Origin of the sequence: Curtobacterium sp. MCBA15_016 (assembly GCF_001865105.1) — a bacterium.
Lineage (GTDB): Bacteria > Actinomycetota > Actinomycetes > Actinomycetales > Microbacteriaceae > Curtobacterium.
This window is the reverse complement of the sequence record NZ_MJGR01000011.1, coordinates 3,282-23,554: the sequence shown is the minus strand read 5'-3', so window position 1 is coordinate 23,554 and position 20,273 is coordinate 3,282. Positions and strand designations below refer to the sequence as shown.

Sequence of the window (20,273 nt, the reverse complement as noted above, 5' to 3'; positions counted from 1 at the left end):
ATGGCCAACCCGACCCGGTCCACCGGGAACACGCAGGACTCCGCGGAACCCCCGGTGACGTTCAATCGTACCGAACGCGCCCTCGCGTTCATGGTCGGCGGGATCTTCATCGCCGCCTTCCTCTGCATGGCCGCCATGATCGTGATGTGGCTGACCGTCCCCAGCGCCCAGGGATCGATGCCGTGGCCCGTGATCATGGCGATCCCGCTGGTCGGCTTCCCGATCGGCATGGTGCTCGTGTTCACCCTCCTCGGCATCACCTGGACCCGTCGGGCCCGAGCGAACCGGACGGCGCGCTGAGGACCGCGTCGGACGAGCGCGGCGGACGATGACGACCACCGCAGACCTCGCCGCCCGGCTCCGGGCGATGCCGGACGACGCCCTCGAACGGCTCGTCGTGGCGCGCCGGCTCCCCGCGGCGGTCCTCGCCGAGACCGGCCCGCTGCGCATCTCGGACTTCTTCGACCTCGCCGAGGCGCTCCGCACCGACGACGCGGTCGACGCCGCGATCGAGCACCTGCCCCGTCGGACGCTGCTCGCGCTGCGCGACGGCGCGGGCTCCGCCGACGACCTCGCCCCGGCGGTCGCGCTCGGCCTGGCGGACGAGGACGGCGGCGTCGACGACGCGGTGTCGACCCGGCTGGCCGCCCACGACGAGATCGCCGGTCTCCCAGGAGGCGCGGATCACTCCCGCCCCGCCGCTCCGGTGGACGAGACGGGCGACGACGAGCGCGCCCGGACGACCGGCGCGGAGCACGCCTTCGCGACGATGACCGTGCTCGCCGAACTCCTCCGGGCGGTGTCCGAGGGCGCGGTGCGCGAGCTCGTGAAGGGCGGCATCGGCACCCCGCTCGCGAAGACGCTCGGCGAGCGCGCCGGCGCGGACCCCGTCGTGGTCCCCGGCCGCCTGGCACTGCTCGAACGGATCGGGTTCGCGGACACGGGCAACGGGACGTGGACGACCACGGCAGCGGGCGACGCCTGGCTCGTCGCGAGCTGGCCGGACCGCTGGTCGACGCTGGTGTCGGCATGGCGGGACGCACTCGACCCCGCCGTCCGGAGCGTGCTCGACGTGGCCGGCGACGACCTGCGCGACCTCGTGTCGGCCGGCCGGTGGGCGTACCCGGCGGGCTCGCGCTGGCTCGACGCGGTGCTGCTCGACGTCGCGGGCACCGCGGCCGCACTCGGGCTCACGGTCGACGGCCGCGTGACGAGCACCGGCCGTGCACTGCTGGACGGGGACCCGGCCCCCGCTGCGGAGGACCTCCCCCGCACGGTCGACGCCGTGTACCTGCAGCACGACCTCACGGTCATCGCGCCGGGGCCGCTCGCGCCGGTCGACGACGCCGCCCTCCGGACCGTCGCCGTGCTCGAGGCACCGGGCCTCGCCGCCCGGTACCGCATCTCCGAGGACTCGCTCCGCCGCGCGTTCCGGGCCGGCCACACCCGGCAGGACGTCGTCGCGCTGCTGGAACGGCTGTCCGCGTCGGGCCTGCCACAACCGCTCTCCTACCTCGTCGACCAGGTGTCCTCGCGGGACGGCAGCATCGTGGTCGACGTCGGCGCCGACGGGGTCGGGGCCCGCGTGCACGGCACGCCGGACCAGCTCGACCTCATCGGGGTGGACGCCGAGCTCCGGCAGCTGGCGTGGGAGCGCAGCGACCTGACCACCCTGCTGACCCGCTACCCGCCGCACGTCGTCCACACGGCGCTCGAGGACCAGCGCTACCCGGCCGTCCTGACGGCCGCAGCCCGCCCGGCGACGGGGTCCGTTCCTCCAGGCCGTCGACGCACCACCGGACGCAACCCGGAGCAGGCGGCGCACGCGCTCGTGGAACGGCTCCGTGTCACCACCGAGCGCGGCGAGGCCGAGCCCGAGCAGGAGTGGCTGGGGCGGCAGATCGACCTCGCCGTCCGAGGACGCACGCCGATCCGCCTGACGGTGCGCATGCCGGACGGTTCCGAGCGGCCGTTCTCGATCGTGCCGACCTCGGTCGCCGCCGGACGCGTGCGGGGACGCGACACGGCCGTCGACGTCGAGCGGACGCTCCCGCTCTCCCTCGTGGTGGCTGTGGAGAGCGACGCCTGATCCACAGGTGAGCCGATCCGCGCTGGTTCGCAGCCGAGCGGCCTAGGCTGATCCGTCATGAACGGACCGCTGATCGTGCAGAGCGACCGCACCGTGCTCCTCGAGGTCGCGCACCCCGACGCCGAGGACGCACGGCACGACCTCGCTGTGTTCGCCGAGCTCGAACGCGCGCCGGAACACGTGCACACGTACCGCATCACCCGACTCGGCCTGTGGAACGCGCGGGCGGCCGGGCACGACGCCGAGAGCATGATCCACACGCTCGAGCACTTCGCGAAGTTCCCCGTCCCGCAGAGCGTCACGGTGGACATCCGCGACACCGTGGCACGGTACGGCCGACTCGTCATCCGGCGCGAAGAGCGTCCGGACGCGCCGGCGATCGCGAACTCCCCGGCCGAAGAGCTCGAGCGCCAGCCGGTCCTGCTCCTCACCGCGTCCGAGCCCACGGTCCTCGCCGAGGTCATCCGCTCGAAGCGGATCAAGCCGCTGCTGGGCGACATGCGCTCCCCGGAAGAGGTCGAGCTGCTCCCGTGGGCACGCGGGCAGATCAAGCAGGAGCTCGTGAAGCTCGGCTGGCCGGCCGAGGACCTCGCCGGGTACACGCCCGGGCAGCCGCACCCGATCGACCTCGACACCGACGACTGGCAACTGCGTCCCTACCAGGAACAGGCGGTCGACACGTTCTTCGCGCAGGGCTCCGGCGTCGTCGTGCTGCCCTGTGGTGCCGGCAAGACGCTCGTGGGCGCCGGAGCGATGGCGACGGTCAAGGCGACGACGCTCATCCTCGTGACGAACACCGTCTCGGCCCGGCAGTGGCGATCCGAGCTGCTGCGCCGGACCACCCTCACCGAGGACGAGATCGGCGAGTACTCGGGCAGCGTGAAGGAGATCCGTCCGGTCACGATCGCGACGTACCAGATCCTCACCGCCCGCCGGAAGGGCGAGTACACGCACCTGTCGCTCCTCGACGCCCTCGACTGGGGACTCATCGTCTACGACGAGGTGCACCTGCTGCCGGCGCCGGTGTTCAAGCTCACCGCCGACCTCCAGGCCCGGCGGCGACTCGGGCTCACGGCGACCCTCGTGCGCGAGGACGGGCGCGAGGGCGACGTCTTCTCGCTCATCGGGCCGAAGCGCTACGACGCCCCGTGGAAGGAGATCGAGGCGCAGGGGTACATCTCCCCCGCCGCCTGCTACGAGGTGCGCATCGACCTGCCGCACCAGGACCGCCTCGAGTACGCGGCATCCAGCGACGACGAGCGGTACCGGCTCGCGGCGACCTCGCCGGCGAAGACCCCGGTGGTGCGCGAGCTCATCGAGAAGCACCGCGGCGAGCAGATCCTCGTGATCGGGCAGTACATCGACCAGCTCGACTCGCTCGCCGAGTCCCTGGACGCCGCCGAGATCACCGGCTCGACCCCCGTCGACGAGCGGGAGCGGCTCTACCAGGCCTTCCGCGAGGGGTCGATCGACGTGCTCGTCGTCTCGAAGGTCGCGAACTTCTCGGTCGACCTGCCCGACGCGACGGTGGCGATCCAGGTGTCCGGCTCGTTCGGATCCCGCCAGGAAGAGGCCCAGCGACTCGGCCGACTCCTCCGCCCGAACAAGGACGGGCTGCCCGCGTCGTTCTACACGCTCGTCACGCGGGACACCGTCGACCAGGACTTCGCGCAGAACCGGCAGCGGTTCCTCGCGGAGCAGGGGTACTCCTACACGATCCTCGACGCCGACCAGGTCCAGGCGGTCGTGGGCTGACGCACCAACCGCTCTCAGGAAACCACTAGGGAACGGTCAGAAGATAGGACCATGAGCGATGGCCCCAAGATCCTGATCGTCGACGACGAGCCGAACATCCGCGACCTCCTGACGACCTCGCTGCGTTTCGCCGGCTTCGCCGTGCGCGCGGTGGGCAACGGAGCACAGGCGATCTCCGCCGTGCTCGAGGAAGAGCCGGACCTGATCATCCTCGACGTCATGCTGCCCGACATGAACGGCTTCGGCGTCACCAAGCGCCTGCGGTCGTCGGGCTACACCTCCCCGATCCTGTTCCTCACCGCCAAGGACGACACCGAGGACAAGATCACCGGTCTCACCGTCGGCGGCGACGACTACGTCACGAAGCCGTTCTCCCTCGACGAGATCGTCGCCCGCATCAAGGCGATCCTCCGTCGCACGATGAACGACGAGGAAGACGCGATCATCCGCGCCGGCGAGCTCACGATGGACCAGGACACGCACGAGGTCACGATCGGCGACGCGCAGATCGAGCTCTCCCCGACCGAGTTCAAGCTGCTCCGCTACCTCATGCTCAACCCGAACCGCGTGCTGTCGAAGGCGCAGATCCTCGACCACGTGTGGGAGTACGACTTCAACGGCGACGCCGGCATCGTCGAGTCCTACATCTCCTACCTGCGCCGCAAGCTCGACCAGTACTCGGCCGAGCCGATCATCCAGACCAAGCGCGGGTTCGGCTACATGCTCAAGGCGTCCAAGGCCTCGTAGGTCTCCCGGATCCCTCGGGGTTCGTCTTCACGGCGGTCGTCCGGTTTCACCGGGCGACCGCTGTCTATCGTTGGGGCAGCATGCACACGCGAATGAGCCGCTGGTGGGACGGGATCTCCCTGCGCACCAAGATCACCGGGATCACGGTGCTCCTGGTGGCGCTCGGACTGCTCGTCGCGGGGCTCGGCACGATGACGGTGCTGTCGACGTACCTCATGGCCCAGCTGGACAACAACGTCCGTCAGACGACGGAACAGCTCGAGGGTCAGAACATCAGCGACGGCGAGCAGTACTGCAAGCTCTCCGTCGTCCTCTCGCAGAGCGCGTACGTCGCCGCGTACGACTCCGCCGGCAAGCAGATCTGCCAGACCCCGGCGTCGAGCCGCCCCGACATCCACGAGCTCGACTTCTCCTCCGCGGCGCAGACCAGTTCGCGCTTCTCGCTGTACGACAGCCAGCACAACCACGAGTGGCGTGCGCAGGTCATCCCGGCATCGCTGCAGGACCAGTCGACCGGCACCACGCAGGCCGGGTACGTCCTGGTCGCGGTGTCGAGCGCCGACACCGACCAGACCGTCCTGCGATTCACCGCCATCTTCCTGAGCTTCGGTGCCTCGGTGATCCTGCTCGGCGCCATGCTCACGCGGCTCCTCGTGACGGCGACGTTCGACCCCCTGCGCGACGTCGAGGACACCGCTGCCCGGTTCGCCGCCGGTGACTTCAACCAGCGCCTCGAAGCCGACACCCCCAACACCGAGGTCGGTCGACTGAACCGGTCCCTCAACTCCATGCTCGAGCGCATCGACTCCGCGTTCGAGGACCGGCAGCGCACCATCGACCAGATGCGTCGGTTCGTCGGGGACGCCTCCCACGAGCTCCGCACGCCCCTCGTGTCGCTCCGCGGGTACGCCGAGCTCTACCGGATGGGCGCGCTCCGCAAGGAAGAGGACGTCGCCCAGGCGATGGAGCGCATCGAGAAGGAAGCCCAGCGCATGGGCCTCCTCGTGCAGGACCTGCTGCAGCTCGCCCGCATCGACGAGTCGAAGCCGCTCGAGCTCGGCCCGGTCGACCTCGTCGCCATCGCCCGTGACTCCGCGCTCGACACGATGGCGTCGAACCCCGACCGCGAGATCCAGGTGCTCGTCGAGGACTCGGTGACCGGCGAGAGCGTGCCGCACGCGGTCCGTCCGGCGTCAGCACCCGCCTCGGCCCCCGGTTCCGGCGACGGGCCCCCGGCATCGCCGACGTCCGCGAACACGACCGGCCCCATCGCGTTCTCGCGCCAGACGATCGCGCGACTCCGCGCCCGCCGCACCCGCGCGATGGGTGTCGACGGCACGGCCGCCCCCACCGACGAGACCACCCCGCTGCCCACCGTCGTGCTGCCGAAGCGGCCGCCGATCGTCCTGGCGGAGGAGAACAAGATCCGCCAGATCGTGACGAACCTCATGGGCAACGCCATGCGCTTCACGGAGCACGACGACCCGATCGAGATCGGCATCGGCGTGGACGACGAGCGCGGGATGGCGCACATCGACGTGATCGACCACGGCGAGGGCATCCCGCCGCAGCTGCGCGACAAGATCTTCCAGCGCTTCTGGCGCGCCGACACCTCGCGCGCACGGGACACCGGCGGCTCGGGCCTCGGGCTCGCGATCGTCTCGGGCATCGTCGCGGCGCACCACGGTTCGGTCGAGGTGTTCGACACCGAGGGCGGCGGCGCGACCTTCCGCGTGTGGCTCCCCCTGCTCCCCCGCGACTACGCCGCCCCCGCGCCCGCCGGCGCGTGACGCCCGCGGGCGTGCCGCCCGCCCGCCCGCCGGCCCGCTAGCCCGCCCGCCCCCGGGCCCCCGCACGCCCGCCCGCTGGCCCGAGGTCGCAATACCTGCCGCCCACCCACGCGCTCGGCGGCAATTCGTGCGACCCGGACGCCCCACGCGCGGCAGGTCGCGCGACCTCGCGACGAACCCGCCAGCACACGCCGAGGTCGCAATACCTGCCGCCCACCCACGGGCCGGGCGGCAGTTCGTGCGACCCGGGCACCTCACCTGCGGCATGTCGCGCGACCTCGACCAGGTCATGCCCGTGGTCGAGCCGACGATCGCGCGACGAACGCCTGACGAAGCCGCTCGAAGAGGACCGCAGGACGGTCGACGTCTCCTCGATTCGCGTGGAGGACGAGCCATCCCTCCACGGTCATGGAGTTGTCCCGGCGCTGATCGTGCTCGAACGTCGCACGCTCGCGGTGGTGGTCCCCGTCGTACTCCAGTGCGATCCGGAGCTCCGGCCAGCCCATGTCCACTCGCGCCAGGAACCGCCCTGCACGGTCGAACACCTCGATCTGGAGTTCCGGTTCAGGGAACCCCGCGTCCACGACCGCAAGACGCAGCCACGTCTCCATCGCTGACTCAGCCCCGACGCGGATGAGCTTGACGGCCGCACGTGCAACGGCGACGGAGCGCTGCCCGGGAAGGATCGTGGCGGCCAGGGCGTCGACCGTCGTCCGGTCTGGCCGTCCGACGAGGAAGTCTCCGACCGCCACGAGCTGTCGGACGCTCAGCAGCCCAGCGCACTCGCGCCACGCATGTTCCGGCCCGCTGACTCGTACGCCGGCCCGCAGCACCACGGCCGCCGCGGATCGACGTCGGTGTCCGACGACACCGGGCCGACGCATGAGCGGGCCGGCGCCGATCGTCGTGACGTGCAGGCTGCCCTCGAACTGGCGCGGGAGCGGAGCACCCCAGAGCTCGACAGCGGTCGTGTGACTGAAGTGTTGATCTGGGCGCATCACGAGTGCGAGCGCGGCGACGGGCGACATCAATGCATCTGCCGACCGGACGCCGTGCACCGGGCGGGCGAGGTCCCGCCGGCGGAGTCGACCCGGATCAACCCCGGCCGCGAGTGCGTCGCAGACCCGGAAGCCGTTCGGATCGAGTTCGTCGGGGAGCGGAGACGGCCGGGCCATGGCGAGAGTGTGGCGGTGCGGTGCGAGCCGCGACCATCCTTCGAGCCGAACTGTGGAGAACGTGACGACCCGCGCCTCCTGTGCGGTGTGCGCTGGTCGCACAACACGCCGTGGGCGGGACGGTGAGGTCGCACGAACTGCCGCCCGTCGCGCTCTCGAGCGGCAGTTCGTGCGACCTCGGCGCCCGCCCGCCGCCGCCCGCCCGCCGGCCTCCCCCCCCCCGCACGCGGAAGGGCCCCGCACGCGCAGCGTGCGAGGCCCTTCCGTCAGGACTGCTTAGAAGTCCATGCCACCCGTCGGGTCGCCGGCCGGAGCAGCAGGGGTGCGCTCGGGCTTGTCGGCGACGACGGCCTCGGTCGTGAGGAACAGACCGGCGATCGACGCAGCGTTCTGCAGCGCCGAGCGCGTGACCTTGGCCGGGTCGATGATGCCCGCGGCGACGAGGTCGACGTACTCACCGGTCGCGGCGTTGAGGCCGTGACCCGACTCGAGCTCGCGGACCTTGGCGGCGACGACACCCGGCTCGAGACCGGCGTTCAGCGCGATCTGCTTGAGCGGCGCGTCGATCGCGACGCGGACGATGTTCGCACCGGTCGCCTCGTCGCCCTCGAGCTCGAGGGTGTCGAGCACGACGGACGCCTGGATGAGGGCGACGCCACCACCGGCGACGATGCCCTCTTCGACAGCGGCCTTCGCGTTGCGGACGGCGTCCTCGATGCGGTGCTTGCGCTCCTTGAGCTCGACCTCGGTCGCGGCACCGGCCTTGATGACGGCCACGCCACCGGCGAGCTTCGCGAGGCGCTCCTGGAGCTTCTCGCGGTCGTAGTCGGAGTCGGTCGCCTCGATCTCGGAGCGGATCTGACGGACGCGGCCCGCGATCTGCTCCTCGTCGCCGGCACCCTCGACGATGGTCGTCTCGTCCTTGGTGATGATGACCTTGCGGGCCTTGCCGAGCAGGTCGAGCGTCGCGTTCTCGAGCTTGAGGCCGACCTCTTCCGAGATGACCTGGCCGCCGGTGAGGATCGCGATGTCCTGCAGCATGGCCTTGCGACGGTCGCCGAAGCCCGGGGCCTTGACGGCGACGGACTTGAAGATGCCGCGGATCTTGTTCACGACGAGCGTGGCCAGGGCCTCGCCGTCGACGTCCTCGGCGATGATCAGGAGCTGCTTGCCCGCCTGGATCACCTTGTCGACGACCGGCAGGAGGTCCTTGATGTTCGAGATCTTCGAGTTGACGATCAGGATGTAGGCGTCCTCGAAGACGGCTTCCTGACGCTCGGGGTCGGTCACGAAGTACTGCGACAGGTAGCCCTTGTCGAAGCGCATGCCCTCGGTGAGCTCGAGCTCGGTGCCGAAGGTGTTCGACTCCTCGACGGTGACGACACCTTCCTTGCCGACCTTGTCGATGGCCTCGGCGATGAGCGCGCCGATGGTCGGGTCAGCGGCCGAGATCGACGCGGTCGCGGCGATCTGGTCCTTGGTCTCGATGTCCTTCGCGTTGGCGAGGAGCTGGTCGGAGACGGCGGCGACGGCCTTCTCGATGCCGCGCTTGAGCGACACGGGGTCGGCACCGGCGGCGACGTTGCGGAGGCCTTCGCGGACGAGGGCCTGGGCGAGGACGGTCGCGGTGGTCGTGCCGTCACCGGCGACGTCGTCGGTCTTCTTGGCGACCTCCTTGACGAGCTCCGCACCGATCTTCTCGTACGGGTCGTCGAGCTCGATCTCCTTGGCGATGGAGACACCGTCGTTCGTGATCGTGGGGGCGCCCCACTTCTTCTCGAGGACGACGTTGCGGCCGCGCGGGCCGAGCGTCACCTTCACGGCGTCAGCCAGGATGTTCAGGCCGCGCTCGAGGCCACGGCGGGCCTCCTCGTCGAAAGCAATGATCTTAGCCATGTGAGTTTCTCGTCCCTCCCGGACGTCGTCATGGGGGTCGTGCTGGCACTCAGCGTGAGCGAGTGCCAACGCCGATTCTGGCACTCGCAGGGGTCGAGTGCAACACCGCCAGGAGGCGCGGCTCGAGTTCCCAGGACACGCACCGACACGAGCGACGAACGCACCGACACGAGGGACGGAAGCGACGAACGCCGGTCGCCGCACACGGACGAACGCGCCGCCCCGGACGGGACGGCGCGTTCGCGAGGTGGTTGCCGGGTCAGGCGGGACGGACCGATTCGGCCTGCGGCCCCTTCGACCCGGTGCCGACGTCGAACGTCACTGCCTGGCCCTCCTCGAGGACCTTGTACCCCGACATGTCGATTGCCGAGTAGTGCACGAACACGTCCTGGCCCCCTCCATCGACGGTGATGAAGCCGAAGCCCTTCTCGGCGTTGAACCACTTCACGGTTCCGTTGGCCATGATCTCTTGCTCCCTGCGGTGGTGCTGGTGCGGACGGCGTAGTCGCCGTCTTGGGGAGACTCTTACCGAACAATGCCGACAGGGCAAGAGGTGTGACGTTGTTTCACGTCGATTCCGACAAGAATCAACGTGCTCGAAACACGGCCGTCACAAATGCGCGCACCACGAACCGGAGAACGCGACCAGGAATGCGCCGGGAACGATCAGCCGGCGTAGTCCGCGCCGAGCACGACGCTGATGTCGGCGTTCGGGAACGCCGCCGACTGCTGCACCGCGGTCGTGCCGAGCGACTTCGCGATGCCCTGCGCGACGGCGGCCTGTGCGGCCTGCTGGTAGTACACGATCGTCGAGGTCGCCCCGGTCGTGCCGGCGTCCCCCGTCGACGTCACCTTCCACCCGGCCGAGGTCAGCGCCGCGCTGCCCTTCGCCGCGAGGCCGGTCGTCGACGTGCCGTTCAGGACGACGAGCGTCGTCGCACCCTGGTCGGCCGGGGTCCCCGTGGCCGGTGCCTGCGACGCCGACGAGGACGCGGACGACGACGGCGCCGCTGATGCGGACGCCGACGCCGAGGCCGAAGCCGACGGCGATGCCGAGCCGGTGAACGAGTAGCTGCCGTTCAGGAGCGCGAGCGCGACGACGCAGACCCCCACGATGACACCAGTGGCGAGCGCCGCCCACGCGAACGCGATCCACCCGCGCCCACGCCGCTGCGCACCGCGGTGCGCCCCGACCCGGGGGCCGTCGGCGACGTCGTCGAACCGGTCTCGGGGGTATCTCGTCGTCATCGTTCCTCTTCACGTCCTTCGGGAGCTGCACCGGGCGCGACGAAGCTGCGCGCTGCCCGGGCACTGGTGCGCGCGTACCGGAGCCGCTGCAGCCGGGAGACCAGCTGCGGGTCGTACGCGAGCGCCGCGGGCGAGTCGATCACACGGTTCAGCACCTGGTAGTACCGAGCGGGCGACATGTCGAACTCGACCCGGATCTCCGCTTCCTTCGTGCGGTCGTGCCGTGCCCGGTCGTGCTCGAACGCGAGCACGTGCTTGGCGAGCTCGTCGAGCTCGACGGGTGTGGCGGTCACTGCGGTTCCGATCACGGTGGGGGAACGGGTCTCGCACATCGTAGAGGTGGAGGTCATCCGCACCCTGGCACGCCGCTGGACTGTCGCGAAGACCGGTCACAGGTTCGGATCGGCCACCCACCGGACGCGGACCCCGAACGGGTCCGAGACAGCCAGGGCCACACCGTCGAGCGACGCGGTCGCGAACGCGTCCGGATCCGCCGGGTCGACGTCGTCCGGCAGGGTCGCGGCGACCCCGCTGAGGATCCCCGTGCGTTCCAGCGCGATCCAGTGCACGCCCAGCTCGCGCACCCGGTCGACGAACCGCTGGCGGTCCGCGCCGGGGACGTACACGAGGGTCCCGGTCGTCAGGACGACCGGCACGACGTCGTCCGGCAGGGCTTCCAGTGCGCGGTCGAGGTCGCCCGGCAGGGTGCCCCGGATGCGGACGGGAGGCGCGGCGAGCGTCGCACGCGCAGCCTCACGCATCAGGGCGGTGCGGTCCGTCGCCTCGGGCGGGACGGCCTCGACGAGCCGGTCGAACGCCCCGGGCCCGGCGAGGTCGATCGGGTTCGGGTCGAGGGCCACCCGCGCCCGGACGTCGATCGGGCACGCTGCCGGTGCCGGCACCGCGCCGCTGGCCTCCGCGACGAGGTGCAGGCCGGGCTCGACGGAGGCCGTGTGCATCCGGACGACCTCGGAACGCGCCCCGACGACGTAGTCGAGCGTCACCCGGTCCGGGATCGAGCAGAGCCCCGCCGCCGCCCCCGCGTCGACGAGGCCGAGCGGCCGCCCGACCCGAGCGGCGAGCGCCGCGAACAGCGGGACCACCGGGGCCAGGCGTCTGGGGTCGTTGGCCTGCACCGTGGCGGAGGCGAGGGCGGCGACCAGGGCGGGTCGCGCCTCCTGGACCAGCGCGCGCAGCGCACCGGGGTCCGCCGGATCGGCGCCCAGGCGACGGGCGACCGCGAAGAGGAGCTCCGGCTGCCGCTTCGACTCCGGGACCTCGTCGAGCACGGACACCGTGCCGTCGTCCAGCGACCGCGCCCACGCGGCGTAGGACGGCGAGACCCCCGCGATGCGCTCCGCGTAGGCGGCGTACCGCTCCCGCGTGTCCATCAGCGACCGGGACGGTGCATACCGACGTGACGGATGCCGGCCTCGTCGTAGGGCGCTCCGAAGCGGACGAAGCCGTGGCGCTCGTAGAGTCCGGCGACGTACTCCTGGGCGTGCAGGACGAACGGCTCGTGCCCGTGCGCACCCAGCACCGCGGCCACGAGGCGACCGGCGATCCCGCTCCCGCGGTGTCCCGGGTCGGTGGCGACCCGGCCGATCACCCAGGCGGGTGCTGCCGAACCGTCTGGGTGGACCTCGTCCGGTGCCGGTCGGATGAGCCGCAGGTACCCAACCGCTCGGTCGTCGGTGCCGAACCACCAGTGCTCGGTGTCCGCTTCACGGTCACGGCCGTCGAAGTCCTCGGCCGTGACGCGTTGTTCCAGTGCGAACACGCGGTTCCGGAGCACCACGATGCCGTACAGTTCGTCCGTCGTCAGACGGTCCCAACGGGCGTGGTGCACGGAATGTTCGGACATCGTCGCGAGTTTACCGAAGTGGTCGTCCAGCAACGGCGACAGGAGCAGGAGGAAACAATGGCATACAACGTCGACAAGTCCGACGCCCAGTGGCGCGAGGAGCTCTCCCCGGACCAGTACGCCGTCCTCCGGCAGGCCGGTACGGAGCGCCCGTGGACGGGTGACCTCCTCGACGAGGAGCGCGCCGGTGTCTACACCTGTGCGGCGTGCGGCGCGGAGCTGTTCAAGAGCGGCACGAAGTTCGACTCCGGCTGCGGTTGGCCGTCGTTCTACGAGTCGGTCGACCCCGACGCGGTGCAGCTGCTCGAGGACAACTCCCTCGGCATGGCACGCACCGAGGTCCGCTGCGCGAACTGCGGCTCGCACCTCGGCCACGTGTTCCCCGACGGGTTCGGCACCCCGACGGGTGACCGCTACTGCATGAACTCGATCTCGCTGAACTTCTCCGAGAAGAGCGAGTGAGGCCCCGGCGCGTCCGCCGCTAGGATGGGCGCGTCAGCCGGCATGGCGCAATTGGTAGCGCACCGTACTTGTAATACGGGGGTTGCGGGTTCGAGTCCCGCTGCCGGCCCCACGTGCGAAGGCCCCGGGTGGAAGCACCCGGGGCCTTCGGCGCGTGGAACACGGATCAGGGGGCGTTCCGAGCGCTCGACGCGGTAACCAGCCGGTCGTGCAGTGATGGTGACACCGCACCGAACACGGTGTCCACATCCCTGGTCAAGCTCGCGGAAAGCCGCACCCGTCGGACAGCGAACGCTCAGCGGCCCCCGGTGATCTTCCGCTCGCGCTGCGCGACACCCGCGGTGCCGTAGGGGTAGTCGTCGATGCGCGGCGCGCTGACCTCGGTGAGCCGTGCGAGCTCGGCGTCGTCGAGGACGAGGTCGGCGGCACCGAGGTTGTCCTCGAGCTGCGAGACCGTTCGGGCACCGAGGATGACGCTCGTCACGGCCGGTCGGGCGAGCAGCCACGCCAGGGAGACCTGCGACCGCGAGGCACCGTGCGCGTCGGCGATGTCCGACACCGCGTCGAGGACGGCCCATGTCCGCTCGTCGCCGTTCCGCGCCTCCCACGCCTCCATCCCGCGCGCCGGGTTCTCGCCGAGCCGGGTCGCGCCGCTGGGGGCCTCGTCGCGCTGGTACTTGCCGGAGAGCCAGCCGCCGGCGAGGGGCGACCAGGGCAGCAGGCCGATGCCGGCGTCGAGGCAGGCGGGGACGATCTCGTGCTCGATGTCGCGGACGAGCAGGTTGTACTGCGGCTGCAGCGTCACGGGCGGCGCCCACCCGTGGCCCTTCGCCTCGTACACGGCCTTCGTGATCTGGTACCCGAGGTAGTTCGAGAACCCGTAGGAGCCGATCTTGCCCGCGGACACGGCGTCGTCGAGGAAGCGCAGTGTCTCCTCGATCGGGGTGAGGGCGTCCCACGCGTGCATCTGGTACAGGTCGATGTGCTCGACGCCGAGCCGCTCGAGCGAGGCGTCGAGGGCGACCCGGAGGTGCCGACGGGACAGCCCGAGGTCGTTCGGCCCGTCGCCCTGCGGGAAGCGCCCCTTGGTGGCGAGGACGACCTGCTGCGCCTCGGTCGGGTGCGCGGCGAGCCAGCGGCCGATGATGCGCTCGGACTCGTTGCCGGAGTAGACGTCCGCCGTGTCGATGAGCGTGCCGCCGGCGGCGACGAACGTGTCGATGATGGTGTGCGAGGTGGGTTCGTCGGCTTCGCTGCCGAAGGTCATGGTGCCGAGGGTCAGCGTCGACACCGATGTCCCGCTGTTGCCGAGGAGTCTGTAGTCCATGGCCGGGACGGTACGCGCGACCACCGGGGACAACGAGGACCTGGCAGTACCCGTCAGCGCTGGTCGGACACGGCGGTCTCGGTCAGGAACGTGATCGCGGCCTGGCGGAAGTCGCGCGACGTCGGTGCGTTGAAGTGGTTCCGGCCCGGGATCTCGAAGAACGAGGCGTCCGGGGCCGCCGCCGCGAGCCGCACGGCGCTGTCCTTGATGCCGTCCTCGCTGCCCGCGGCCATCAGTACGGGCTGCGCGGGCGCGTTCGACGGCGTCGGCTCGATGCTGCCCCGCATCCCCTCGACCATCGCCACGAGCGCGCCGAGGTCGTTCCCCTCGACGCCGGCGGCCATCGTCAGGTAGCCGTTCGTCACGCGGTCCTCGATCGGCGTGCCGTCCGCCAAGTACGCCTTCGCCTGGTCGACCCGCACGCGCCGCATCGGGTCGGCGTCGGGGATGCCGCCGAACACCGCACGGGTGATCCGGTCGGGGAGCTGCTCGGCGGTGTGCCAGCCGACGCGGGCGCCGAGCGAGTACCCGAGGTACGCGACGTCGTCGAGCAGGTAGGTGTCGATCACGCTGACGACGTCCGCGACGAGGAGCTCCATCGAGTACGCGGACGGGTCGTGCGGCTTCGACGAGGCACCGTGCCCGCGCTGGTCGAGCGCGACGACGCGGTACCCGGCGCGGACGAGGTCGCGCGTCCACCCGGAGGCGTGCCAGTTCAGCAGCGCGCCGGAGGCGAACCCGTGCACGGCGACGACCGCCGGCGCCTCGGGGTCGCCGAAGTCGTAGGTGGCGATCTTCAGCCCGTCCGGGGACATCACGACGCGGGGACGGGGTGCTTCGGGGACGAGTGACATGTCCCCTCCAGGCTACCGGGGCACTGTGGTCACCATGGACGGCTACGGCGGCGACCAGATCCGGGCGGCGGAGCGGCCGCACCTCGACGCGGGCGAACCGCTCATGCAGCGTGCGGCGGACGGGCTGGCGCGGATCGTCGGCGGACTGCTCGACGACCCGGCCGTGCGTCCGGCTGACGGACCGGGATCGGTCCTGCTGCTGGTGGGCAGCGGCGACAACGGTGGTGACGCGCTGTTCGCGGGGGCACGCCTGGCGGCGGACGGGAGGCGCGTGACGGTGCTGCGCGTCGGCTCACGCGTCCACGGGGCGGGCCTGGCAGCGGCGCTGGACGCCGGGGCGCGCCTCCTGGACCGCCCGTCCGACACCGGGTCGGTCCGTCCGGCCGCGGACCTCCTCGCAGCGGCCTCCCGGGATGACGCCGCGCGACTGGCCGCCGTCGCGACCGACGCGGCGCTCGAGGCGGACCTGGTGCTCGACGGGATCCTCGGCATCGGCGTGCACGGCGCGTCCGCGCTCCGCTCTCCGGCGCGCGAGGTCGTCGCGGCGATCCGTCAGCTCGCACGCGACCAGCGCGCACCGTTCGTCGTGGCGGTCGACGTGCCGAGCGGCATCGACGTCGACACCGGCGCGATCGCGGACGACCACGTGCTGCAGGCGGACGTCACGGTGACGTTCGGCGGGGTGAAGGCCGGGCTGCTCCGCGGACCGGGCGCGAGCCTCGCCGGGCGGATCGAGCTCGTCGACGTCGGGATCGGTGCGGACCTGGCGGGCGTGGAGCCGCTGGTCCGCACCTGAGACCCGGGCTCGGACCCGGGGTCAGACCGCGCCGGCGTCCACGCCGTGCTCGATGCCCGGGCGGGCCTCGAGCCAGGTGTCGACGAAGTGGCGGTAGTTCGCCGCGATGAGCCCCTCGGCGGCCTCGGTGTCGAGGTGTTCGCGGACGACGTCCTCGAGCGGTTCCTCCCAGTTGCTGCGACCGATGGCGAACCCGACGAACCCGTCCACCCCGGCGGCGGTGCGCAGCCAGTGGTCGAGCTGCTCCTCGGGGGCGTCCCGGCCGAGGACGATGCACTGCACCGCGTCCCGGCCACCGCGACGCACAGCCCGGACGACCCGTTCCGCGTCCGCGCGCTCGTCGAGGCCCTCGAGCTTCCACACATCCGCCTCGACCCCGTGGTCCTGCAGGTACTCGATGACCTGCACGACGAGGTCCGGTCGGAGGTCGCGGTCGTAGTCCTCGACCGATGCCCGCTGCTCGTCGGTCGCCGGCACGAGCAGTTCGACCAGGAACGGCCGACCGGCACCGTGCAGCACGCCCGCGACCTCGGCGAGCTCCGATGCCTGCCGCTCGCGGCGCTCCGCGTCGAAGTCGGGGTTGTCGCGCACGAGCACCTTCACCCAGTCCGGGTCGAAGGCGTCCACGTGCGCCATCCAGTCCTCGCCGTACTCGAGCTCGAACCACTCCCGGCCCGACCGCTCGATCGGCATCGCGAGCTGGAGCCCGGCCTCCTTGACGAGCCGGGCGACGTCGGAGCCGTAGCGCTCGTCGACGAGGACGCCGGTCCGCTCGCGGGACGCACCGGCCGCGAGCGCCGTGAGGACGCCGCGGTAGACGAGCTGCTTGCCGGCGCGCACGCGCTCGGCCTCGGCCTCGTCGAGGGGCTCCCCGCCGGACTCGTCGTAGGTGTGCTCGAGGAGCGAGGACCGCTGGTCCATCGCGAAGAGGAACAGGGGGTGGGATTCGTCGAGGACGGGCATGCCGTCCGGTCTACTCCTCCCACCGATGCGGGCACCGAGCACCGCCCACCCGTACATTCGGGGCATGACGTTCAACGACGACTCGCAGCTCAAGGGCGGGAAGGTCACCCGGCGGGGGCGCGGCGCTGCGATCGGCGGCGGCGCGGTGGGCGTCGGCGCCATCGTCGTGTTCCTCATCGCACAGTTCACCGGCGTCGACCTCTCCGGCATCATCGACGGCGGCAACGGCACGACCGAGATCCAGCAGCGCGGTGAGACCGTCGACGCAGCAGCCGAGTGCCGAACGGGCCGTGACGCGAACCTCAAGATCGAGTGCCGGATGGAGGGCGCCGCTGAGTCGCTCGACGGGTACTGGACGTCCGAGTCACGGAAGCTCGGGATCGCCTACACGACCCCGGGGTTCATCCTGTTCGACGGCTCGACGAGCACCTCGTGCGGCCAGGCATCGGCGGCGACCGGCCCGTTCTACTGCCCGCCGGACCGGGCGATCTACCTCGACACCGCGTTCTACGACGACCTGCAGTCGAAGTACGGCTCCTCCGGCGGGCCGCTCGCGCAGATGTACGTCGTCGCGCACGAGTGGGGCCACCACATCCAGCAGCTCCAGGGTGCCTTCGCGAACACCGACCGCTCCGGGACCGGTGCGTCGTCCGGCAGCGTCCGCGTCGAGCTGCAGGCGGACTGCTACGCGGGCGCCTGGGTCGGCGACGCCGCGACCACGAAGGACGCGAACGGCGAGACCTTCTTCGAGCCGATCACGCGTGCCGAGATCGAGGACGCACTGTCCGCCGCGAGCGCCGTCGGCGACGACAGCATCCAGGAGCGCTCGAGCGGTCGGGTCGACCCGGACTCGTTCACCCACGGGTCGAGCGAGCAGCGCCAGAACTGGTTCCTGCGGGGCTACCAGCGCGGCGCGACGGCGTGCGACACGTTCAGCGTGCCGGGTTCGTCCCTGTAGTCCGGGTCAGCAGCCCGGGTCAGTTCGACGGCGAGGCGCTCGGCGTCGCGGACCAGGTCGGGGTGGCACTCGGCGTGGGCGTCGGCGTCGGGGTGGCGTCGCTCGCACCGGCAGCCGTCACCACGAAGGTCCGGAAGTCGTCGTTCGTGATCGGCGAGGTGAGCTCGTAGCGCTGCCCGTTCACGAGCACGAGGGGCGTTCCGGGGAACTCCTTGAGCGTCGACCCGGGGATGTCGCCGCCGGTCACCGCGGTGGTCCGCTCGTCGATCCACTTGCTGTAGGTCTGGTCCTCGATGCACTTCGTGATCGTCGACCGCTTCTGCAGCCCGTCCACGCCCGTGACGACCTTGGTCAGCTGCGCATCGGTCAACCCGGCGGTGCCCTCTTCCGGCTGCTTCGCGAACAGCGCCTGGTTGACGGCGAAGAACTGGTCCGGCGAGCTGTCCGCGACGCAGGCGGCGGCGTTCGCGGCACGGAGCGAGTACTTCGTGCCCTGCGACCGGTTCGAGAGGATCGCGATCGGGTGGATGTCCACCGTCGCCGCACCGGAGTCGACGAGGTTCTGGATGTACTCGCCGTTCGCGTCCTCGAACTGGCCGCAGATCGGGCAGAGGTAGTCGACGTACATCGTGATGCGCACCGAACCGGCGGCGTCCGTCGAGGTCGGCGCGGGCGACTGCGAGGACGCCGTGACCGCCTTGAGGTCCTGCCCGATCGTGATGCCGCCCTGCGAGGTGTTCGCCGGGCCGGGGCCCGCGGGCTGCACGGAGTCGACGAGGACGAGTGTCACGACGGTCGCTGCGGCGAGCAAGACGACGCCGATGCCGATCTGCAGGCCGAGTCGGAGTCCGCGCTGGCGGCGCTTCTGCTGGGTGCGGGCACGCTGGGCGCGCTGTCGTGCGGCTTCGCGTCGTTCGTTCCGCGCGGCGCGGGCGTCACCCTCGGGGCGGTTGGTCATGCGTCGAGTGTCCTCACGTTGGTCGTCGTCCGTACGGCTTCCCCCGGCAGGCCGGACGGACCCGCCGATCGTACCGGGACCCGATGGGAACCACCCAACCCGGTGTGAGCACTGGCGCTCCCGAGGCAGATCGTGTTGTATGAACCTCGATGGTCGACGGCGACCATCCGGGGCCCCCACGGGCAACCGCTTCACTCGGATCGTCCGGCACGTACCTGCCGGTGAAGGAAGGACCGAACGCTCATGGCGTCCGTCACCTATGACAAGGCAACCCGTCTCTACCCCGGAGGCAACCGTCCCGCGGTCGACTCCCTCGACCTGGACGTCGCCGACGGCGAGTTCCTCGTCCTCGTCGGCCCCTCGGGCTGTGGCAAGTCCACGTCCCTGCGCATGCTGGCCGGCCTCGAAGAGGTCAACTCCGGTTCGATCCGCATCGGCGACCGCGACGTCACGGACGTCCCGCCGAAGGACCGCGACATCGCGATGGTGTTCCAGAACTACGCGCTGTACCCGCACATGACCGTCGCCGAGAACATGGGCTTCGCGCTCAAGATCGCCGGCGTCGGCAAGGACGAGCGCGCCACCCGCGTGCAGGAAGCCGCGAAGCTCCTCGACCTCGAGCAGTACCTCGGCCGCAAGCCGAAGGCGCTCTCCGGTGGTCAGCGTCAGCGCGTCGCGATGGGCCGCGCGATCGTCCGTCAGCCGCAGGTGTTCCTCATGGACGAGCCGCTGTCGAACCTCGACGCCAAGCTCCGCGTCCAGACCCGCACCCAGATCGCCTCGCTGCAGCGTCGTCTCGGCGTCACCACGGTCTACGTCACGCACGACCAGACCGAGGCGCTCACCATGGGTGACCGCATCGCGGTGCTCAAGGACGGCATCCTGCAGCAGGTCGGCTCGCCGCGCGACCTCTACGAGAAGCCGAACAACGTCTTCGTCGCGGGCTTCATCGGCTCGCCGGCGATGAACCTCCTCCCGGCCGACGTGGTCGAGGGCGGCATCAAGTTCGGTTCGCTCAACCACCCCATCGACCGCGACACGCTCTCCAACGCGCGTTCCGGGAACATCACGGTCGGCATCCGCCCCGAGGACGTCATCGTGGCGCAGTCGGGCGAGGGCCTGCCGGTCACGGTCGACGTGGTCGAGGAGCTCGGCGCCGACGGCTACCTGTACGGTCACGCCGACGTCAAGGGTTCGCGCGTCGACATCGTCGCCCGCGTCGACGGGCGTTCGCACCCGTCGATCGGTGACACGATCGTCGTCACGCCGAAGCAGGGCCACGTGCACGCCTTCGACACCGAGTCGGGCGAGCGGCTCGACGACAAGGCCGTCGTCAGCGCGTAACGCTGGAAGGTCCCCACAGGAGGCGCGGTGCCAGCTGGCACCGCGCC

At 71.0% G+C, this 20,273-nt stretch carries 20 protein-coding genes and 1 tRNA gene; 10 read left to right on the top strand and 11 right to left on the bottom strand.

Translation table 11 applies throughout. From position 1 onward, the window contains the following. From BIV03_RS05060 to BIV03_RS05040, 5 genes are all read left to right on the top strand, one after another. On the top strand, window positions 1-300 hold the full coding sequence (locus tag BIV03_RS05060) for a hypothetical protein (protein ID WP_070417823.1): 300 nt from the start codon (window positions 1-3) through the stop codon (window positions 298-300). Window positions 301-328: 28 nt separating this feature from the next. Then, window positions 329-2,089 (top strand): helicase-associated domain-containing protein, encoded by a 1,761-nt coding sequence (locus tag BIV03_RS05055; protein ID WP_071294896.1) that lies wholly within the window; start codon window positions 329-331, stop codon window positions 2,087-2,089. Between the two features lie 57 nt (window positions 2,090-2,146). After that, window positions 2,147-3,844: a DNA repair helicase XPB gene (locus tag BIV03_RS05050; protein WP_071294895.1), complete on the top strand. Its 1,698-nt coding sequence runs from the start codon at window positions 2,147-2,149 to the stop codon at window positions 3,842-3,844. 51 nt (window positions 3,845-3,895) lie between these two features. Then, entirely contained in the window at window positions 3,896-4,591 is a 696-nt protein-coding gene (locus BIV03_RS05045; protein WP_017888045.1) for a response regulator transcription factor, read from the top strand. An 80-nt stretch (window positions 4,592-4,671) separates the two neighbouring features. Next, the gene (locus BIV03_RS05040; protein WP_070417820.1) at window positions 4,672-6,381 is read left to right on the top strand and encodes a cell wall metabolism sensor histidine kinase WalK; all 1,710 of its coding nucleotides are present in this window, start codon (window positions 4,672-4,674) and stop codon (window positions 6,379-6,381) included. Window positions 6,382-6,668: 287 nt separating this feature from the next. Here BIV03_RS05040 and BIV03_RS05035 read toward each other — a convergent pair whose 3' ends face one another. The 7 genes from BIV03_RS05035 to BIV03_RS05005 all read right to left on the bottom strand — a co-directional run bounded on the left by BIV03_RS05035 (window position 6,669) and on the right by BIV03_RS05005 (window position 12,564). Continuing rightward, window positions 6,669-7,556 (bottom strand): hypothetical protein, encoded by an 888-nt coding sequence (locus BIV03_RS05035; protein ID WP_071294894.1) that lies wholly within the window; start codon window positions 7,554-7,556, stop codon window positions 6,669-6,671. Between the two features lie 276 nt (window positions 7,557-7,832). After that, the gene (gene groL / locus BIV03_RS05030; RefSeq protein ID WP_070417818.1) at window positions 7,833-9,452 is read right to left on the bottom strand and encodes a chaperonin GroEL; all 1,620 of its coding nucleotides are present in this window, start codon (window positions 9,450-9,452) and stop codon (window positions 7,833-7,835) included. 259 nt (window positions 9,453-9,711) lie between these two features. Next, on the bottom strand, window positions 9,712-9,915 hold the full coding sequence (locus BIV03_RS05025; protein WP_022903461.1) for a cold-shock protein: 204 nt from the start codon (window positions 9,913-9,915) through the stop codon (window positions 9,712-9,714). 203 nt (window positions 9,916-10,118) lie between these two features. After that, the gene (locus BIV03_RS05020; RefSeq protein ID WP_071294893.1) at window positions 10,119-10,700 is read right to left on the bottom strand and encodes a LytR C-terminal domain-containing protein; all 582 of its coding nucleotides are present in this window, start codon (window positions 10,698-10,700) and stop codon (window positions 10,119-10,121) included. Further along, window positions 10,697-10,993, bottom strand: coding sequence for a DUF3263 domain-containing protein (locus BIV03_RS05015; protein ID WP_229085283.1), 297 nt, complete (start codon window positions 10,991-10,993; stop codon window positions 10,697-10,699). The genes BIV03_RS05020 and BIV03_RS05015 overlap by 4 nt, the downstream gene beginning before the upstream one ends. Before the next feature lie 96 nt (window positions 10,994-11,089). Continuing rightward, entirely contained in the window at window positions 11,090-12,091 is a 1,002-nt protein-coding gene (locus BIV03_RS05010) for a DUF2332 family protein (RefSeq protein ID WP_071294892.1), read from the bottom strand. Continuing rightward, entirely contained in the window at window positions 12,091-12,564 is a 474-nt protein-coding gene (locus tag BIV03_RS05005) for a GNAT family N-acetyltransferase (protein ID WP_071294891.1), read from the bottom strand. Before BIV03_RS05005 ends, BIV03_RS05010 begins: the two co-directional genes overlap by 1 nt. 57 nt (window positions 12,565-12,621) lie before the next feature. Here BIV03_RS05005 and msrB point away from each other — a divergent pair, with 57 nt between their 5' ends. Next, on the top strand, window positions 12,622-13,026 hold the full coding sequence (gene msrB, locus BIV03_RS05000; RefSeq protein ID WP_070417813.1) for a peptide-methionine (R)-S-oxide reductase MsrB: 405 nt from the start codon (window positions 12,622-12,624) through the stop codon (window positions 13,024-13,026). A gap of 36 nt (window positions 13,027-13,062) precedes the next feature. Further along, window positions 13,063-13,138, top strand: a tRNA-Thr gene (locus BIV03_RS04995). 183 nt (window positions 13,139-13,321) lie between these two features. On the opposite strand, the gene BIV03_RS04990 is transcribed toward BIV03_RS04995, so the two are convergent. Next, window positions 13,322-14,353 (bottom strand): aldo/keto reductase, encoded by a 1,032-nt coding sequence (locus BIV03_RS04990; protein WP_070417812.1) that lies wholly within the window; start codon window positions 14,351-14,353, stop codon window positions 13,322-13,324. 53 nt (window positions 14,354-14,406) lie between these two features. Then, complete coding sequence (locus BIV03_RS04985) at window positions 14,407-15,207, bottom strand: alpha/beta fold hydrolase (protein ID WP_071294890.1); 801 nt, start codon at window positions 15,205-15,207, stop codon at window positions 14,407-14,409. 34 nt (window positions 15,208-15,241) lie between these two features. On the opposite strand from BIV03_RS04985, the gene BIV03_RS04980 reads away from it, so the two are divergent. Further along, window positions 15,242-16,003, top strand: coding sequence for an NAD(P)H-hydrate epimerase (locus BIV03_RS04980; protein WP_139201866.1), 762 nt, complete (start codon window positions 15,242-15,244; stop codon window positions 16,001-16,003). A gap of 21 nt (window positions 16,004-16,024) precedes the next feature. Here the strand turns inward: BIV03_RS04980 and BIV03_RS04975 are convergent, their stop codons facing one another. Continuing rightward, the gene (locus tag BIV03_RS04975; RefSeq protein WP_175475719.1) at window positions 16,025-17,032 is read right to left on the bottom strand and encodes a 2-deoxy-5-keto-D-gluconate 6-phosphate aldolase domain-containing protein; all 1,008 of its coding nucleotides are present in this window, start codon (window positions 17,030-17,032) and stop codon (window positions 16,025-16,027) included. Here BIV03_RS04975 and BIV03_RS04970 point away from each other — a divergent pair. Beyond that, on the top strand, window positions 17,031-17,924 hold the full coding sequence (locus tag BIV03_RS04970; protein WP_071294887.1) for a neutral zinc metallopeptidase: 894 nt from the start codon (window positions 17,031-17,033) through the stop codon (window positions 17,922-17,924). The genes BIV03_RS04975 and BIV03_RS04970 overlap by 2 nt on opposite strands. Before the next feature lie 19 nt (window positions 17,925-17,943). On the opposite strand, the gene BIV03_RS04965 is transcribed toward BIV03_RS04970, so the two are convergent. After that, complete coding sequence (locus BIV03_RS04965) at window positions 17,944-18,882, bottom strand: thioredoxin domain-containing protein (RefSeq protein ID WP_071294886.1); 939 nt, start codon at window positions 18,880-18,882, stop codon at window positions 17,944-17,946. Window positions 18,883-19,125: 243 nt separating this feature from the next. Here BIV03_RS04965 and BIV03_RS04960 point away from each other — a divergent pair, with 243 nt between their 5' ends. Next, window positions 19,126-20,226, top strand: a complete 1,101-nt coding sequence (locus tag BIV03_RS04960) for an ABC transporter ATP-binding protein (RefSeq protein ID WP_070417806.1) — start codon at window positions 19,126-19,128, stop codon at window positions 20,224-20,226. The last annotated feature ends 47 nt before the right edge of the window (window positions 20,227-20,273 follow it).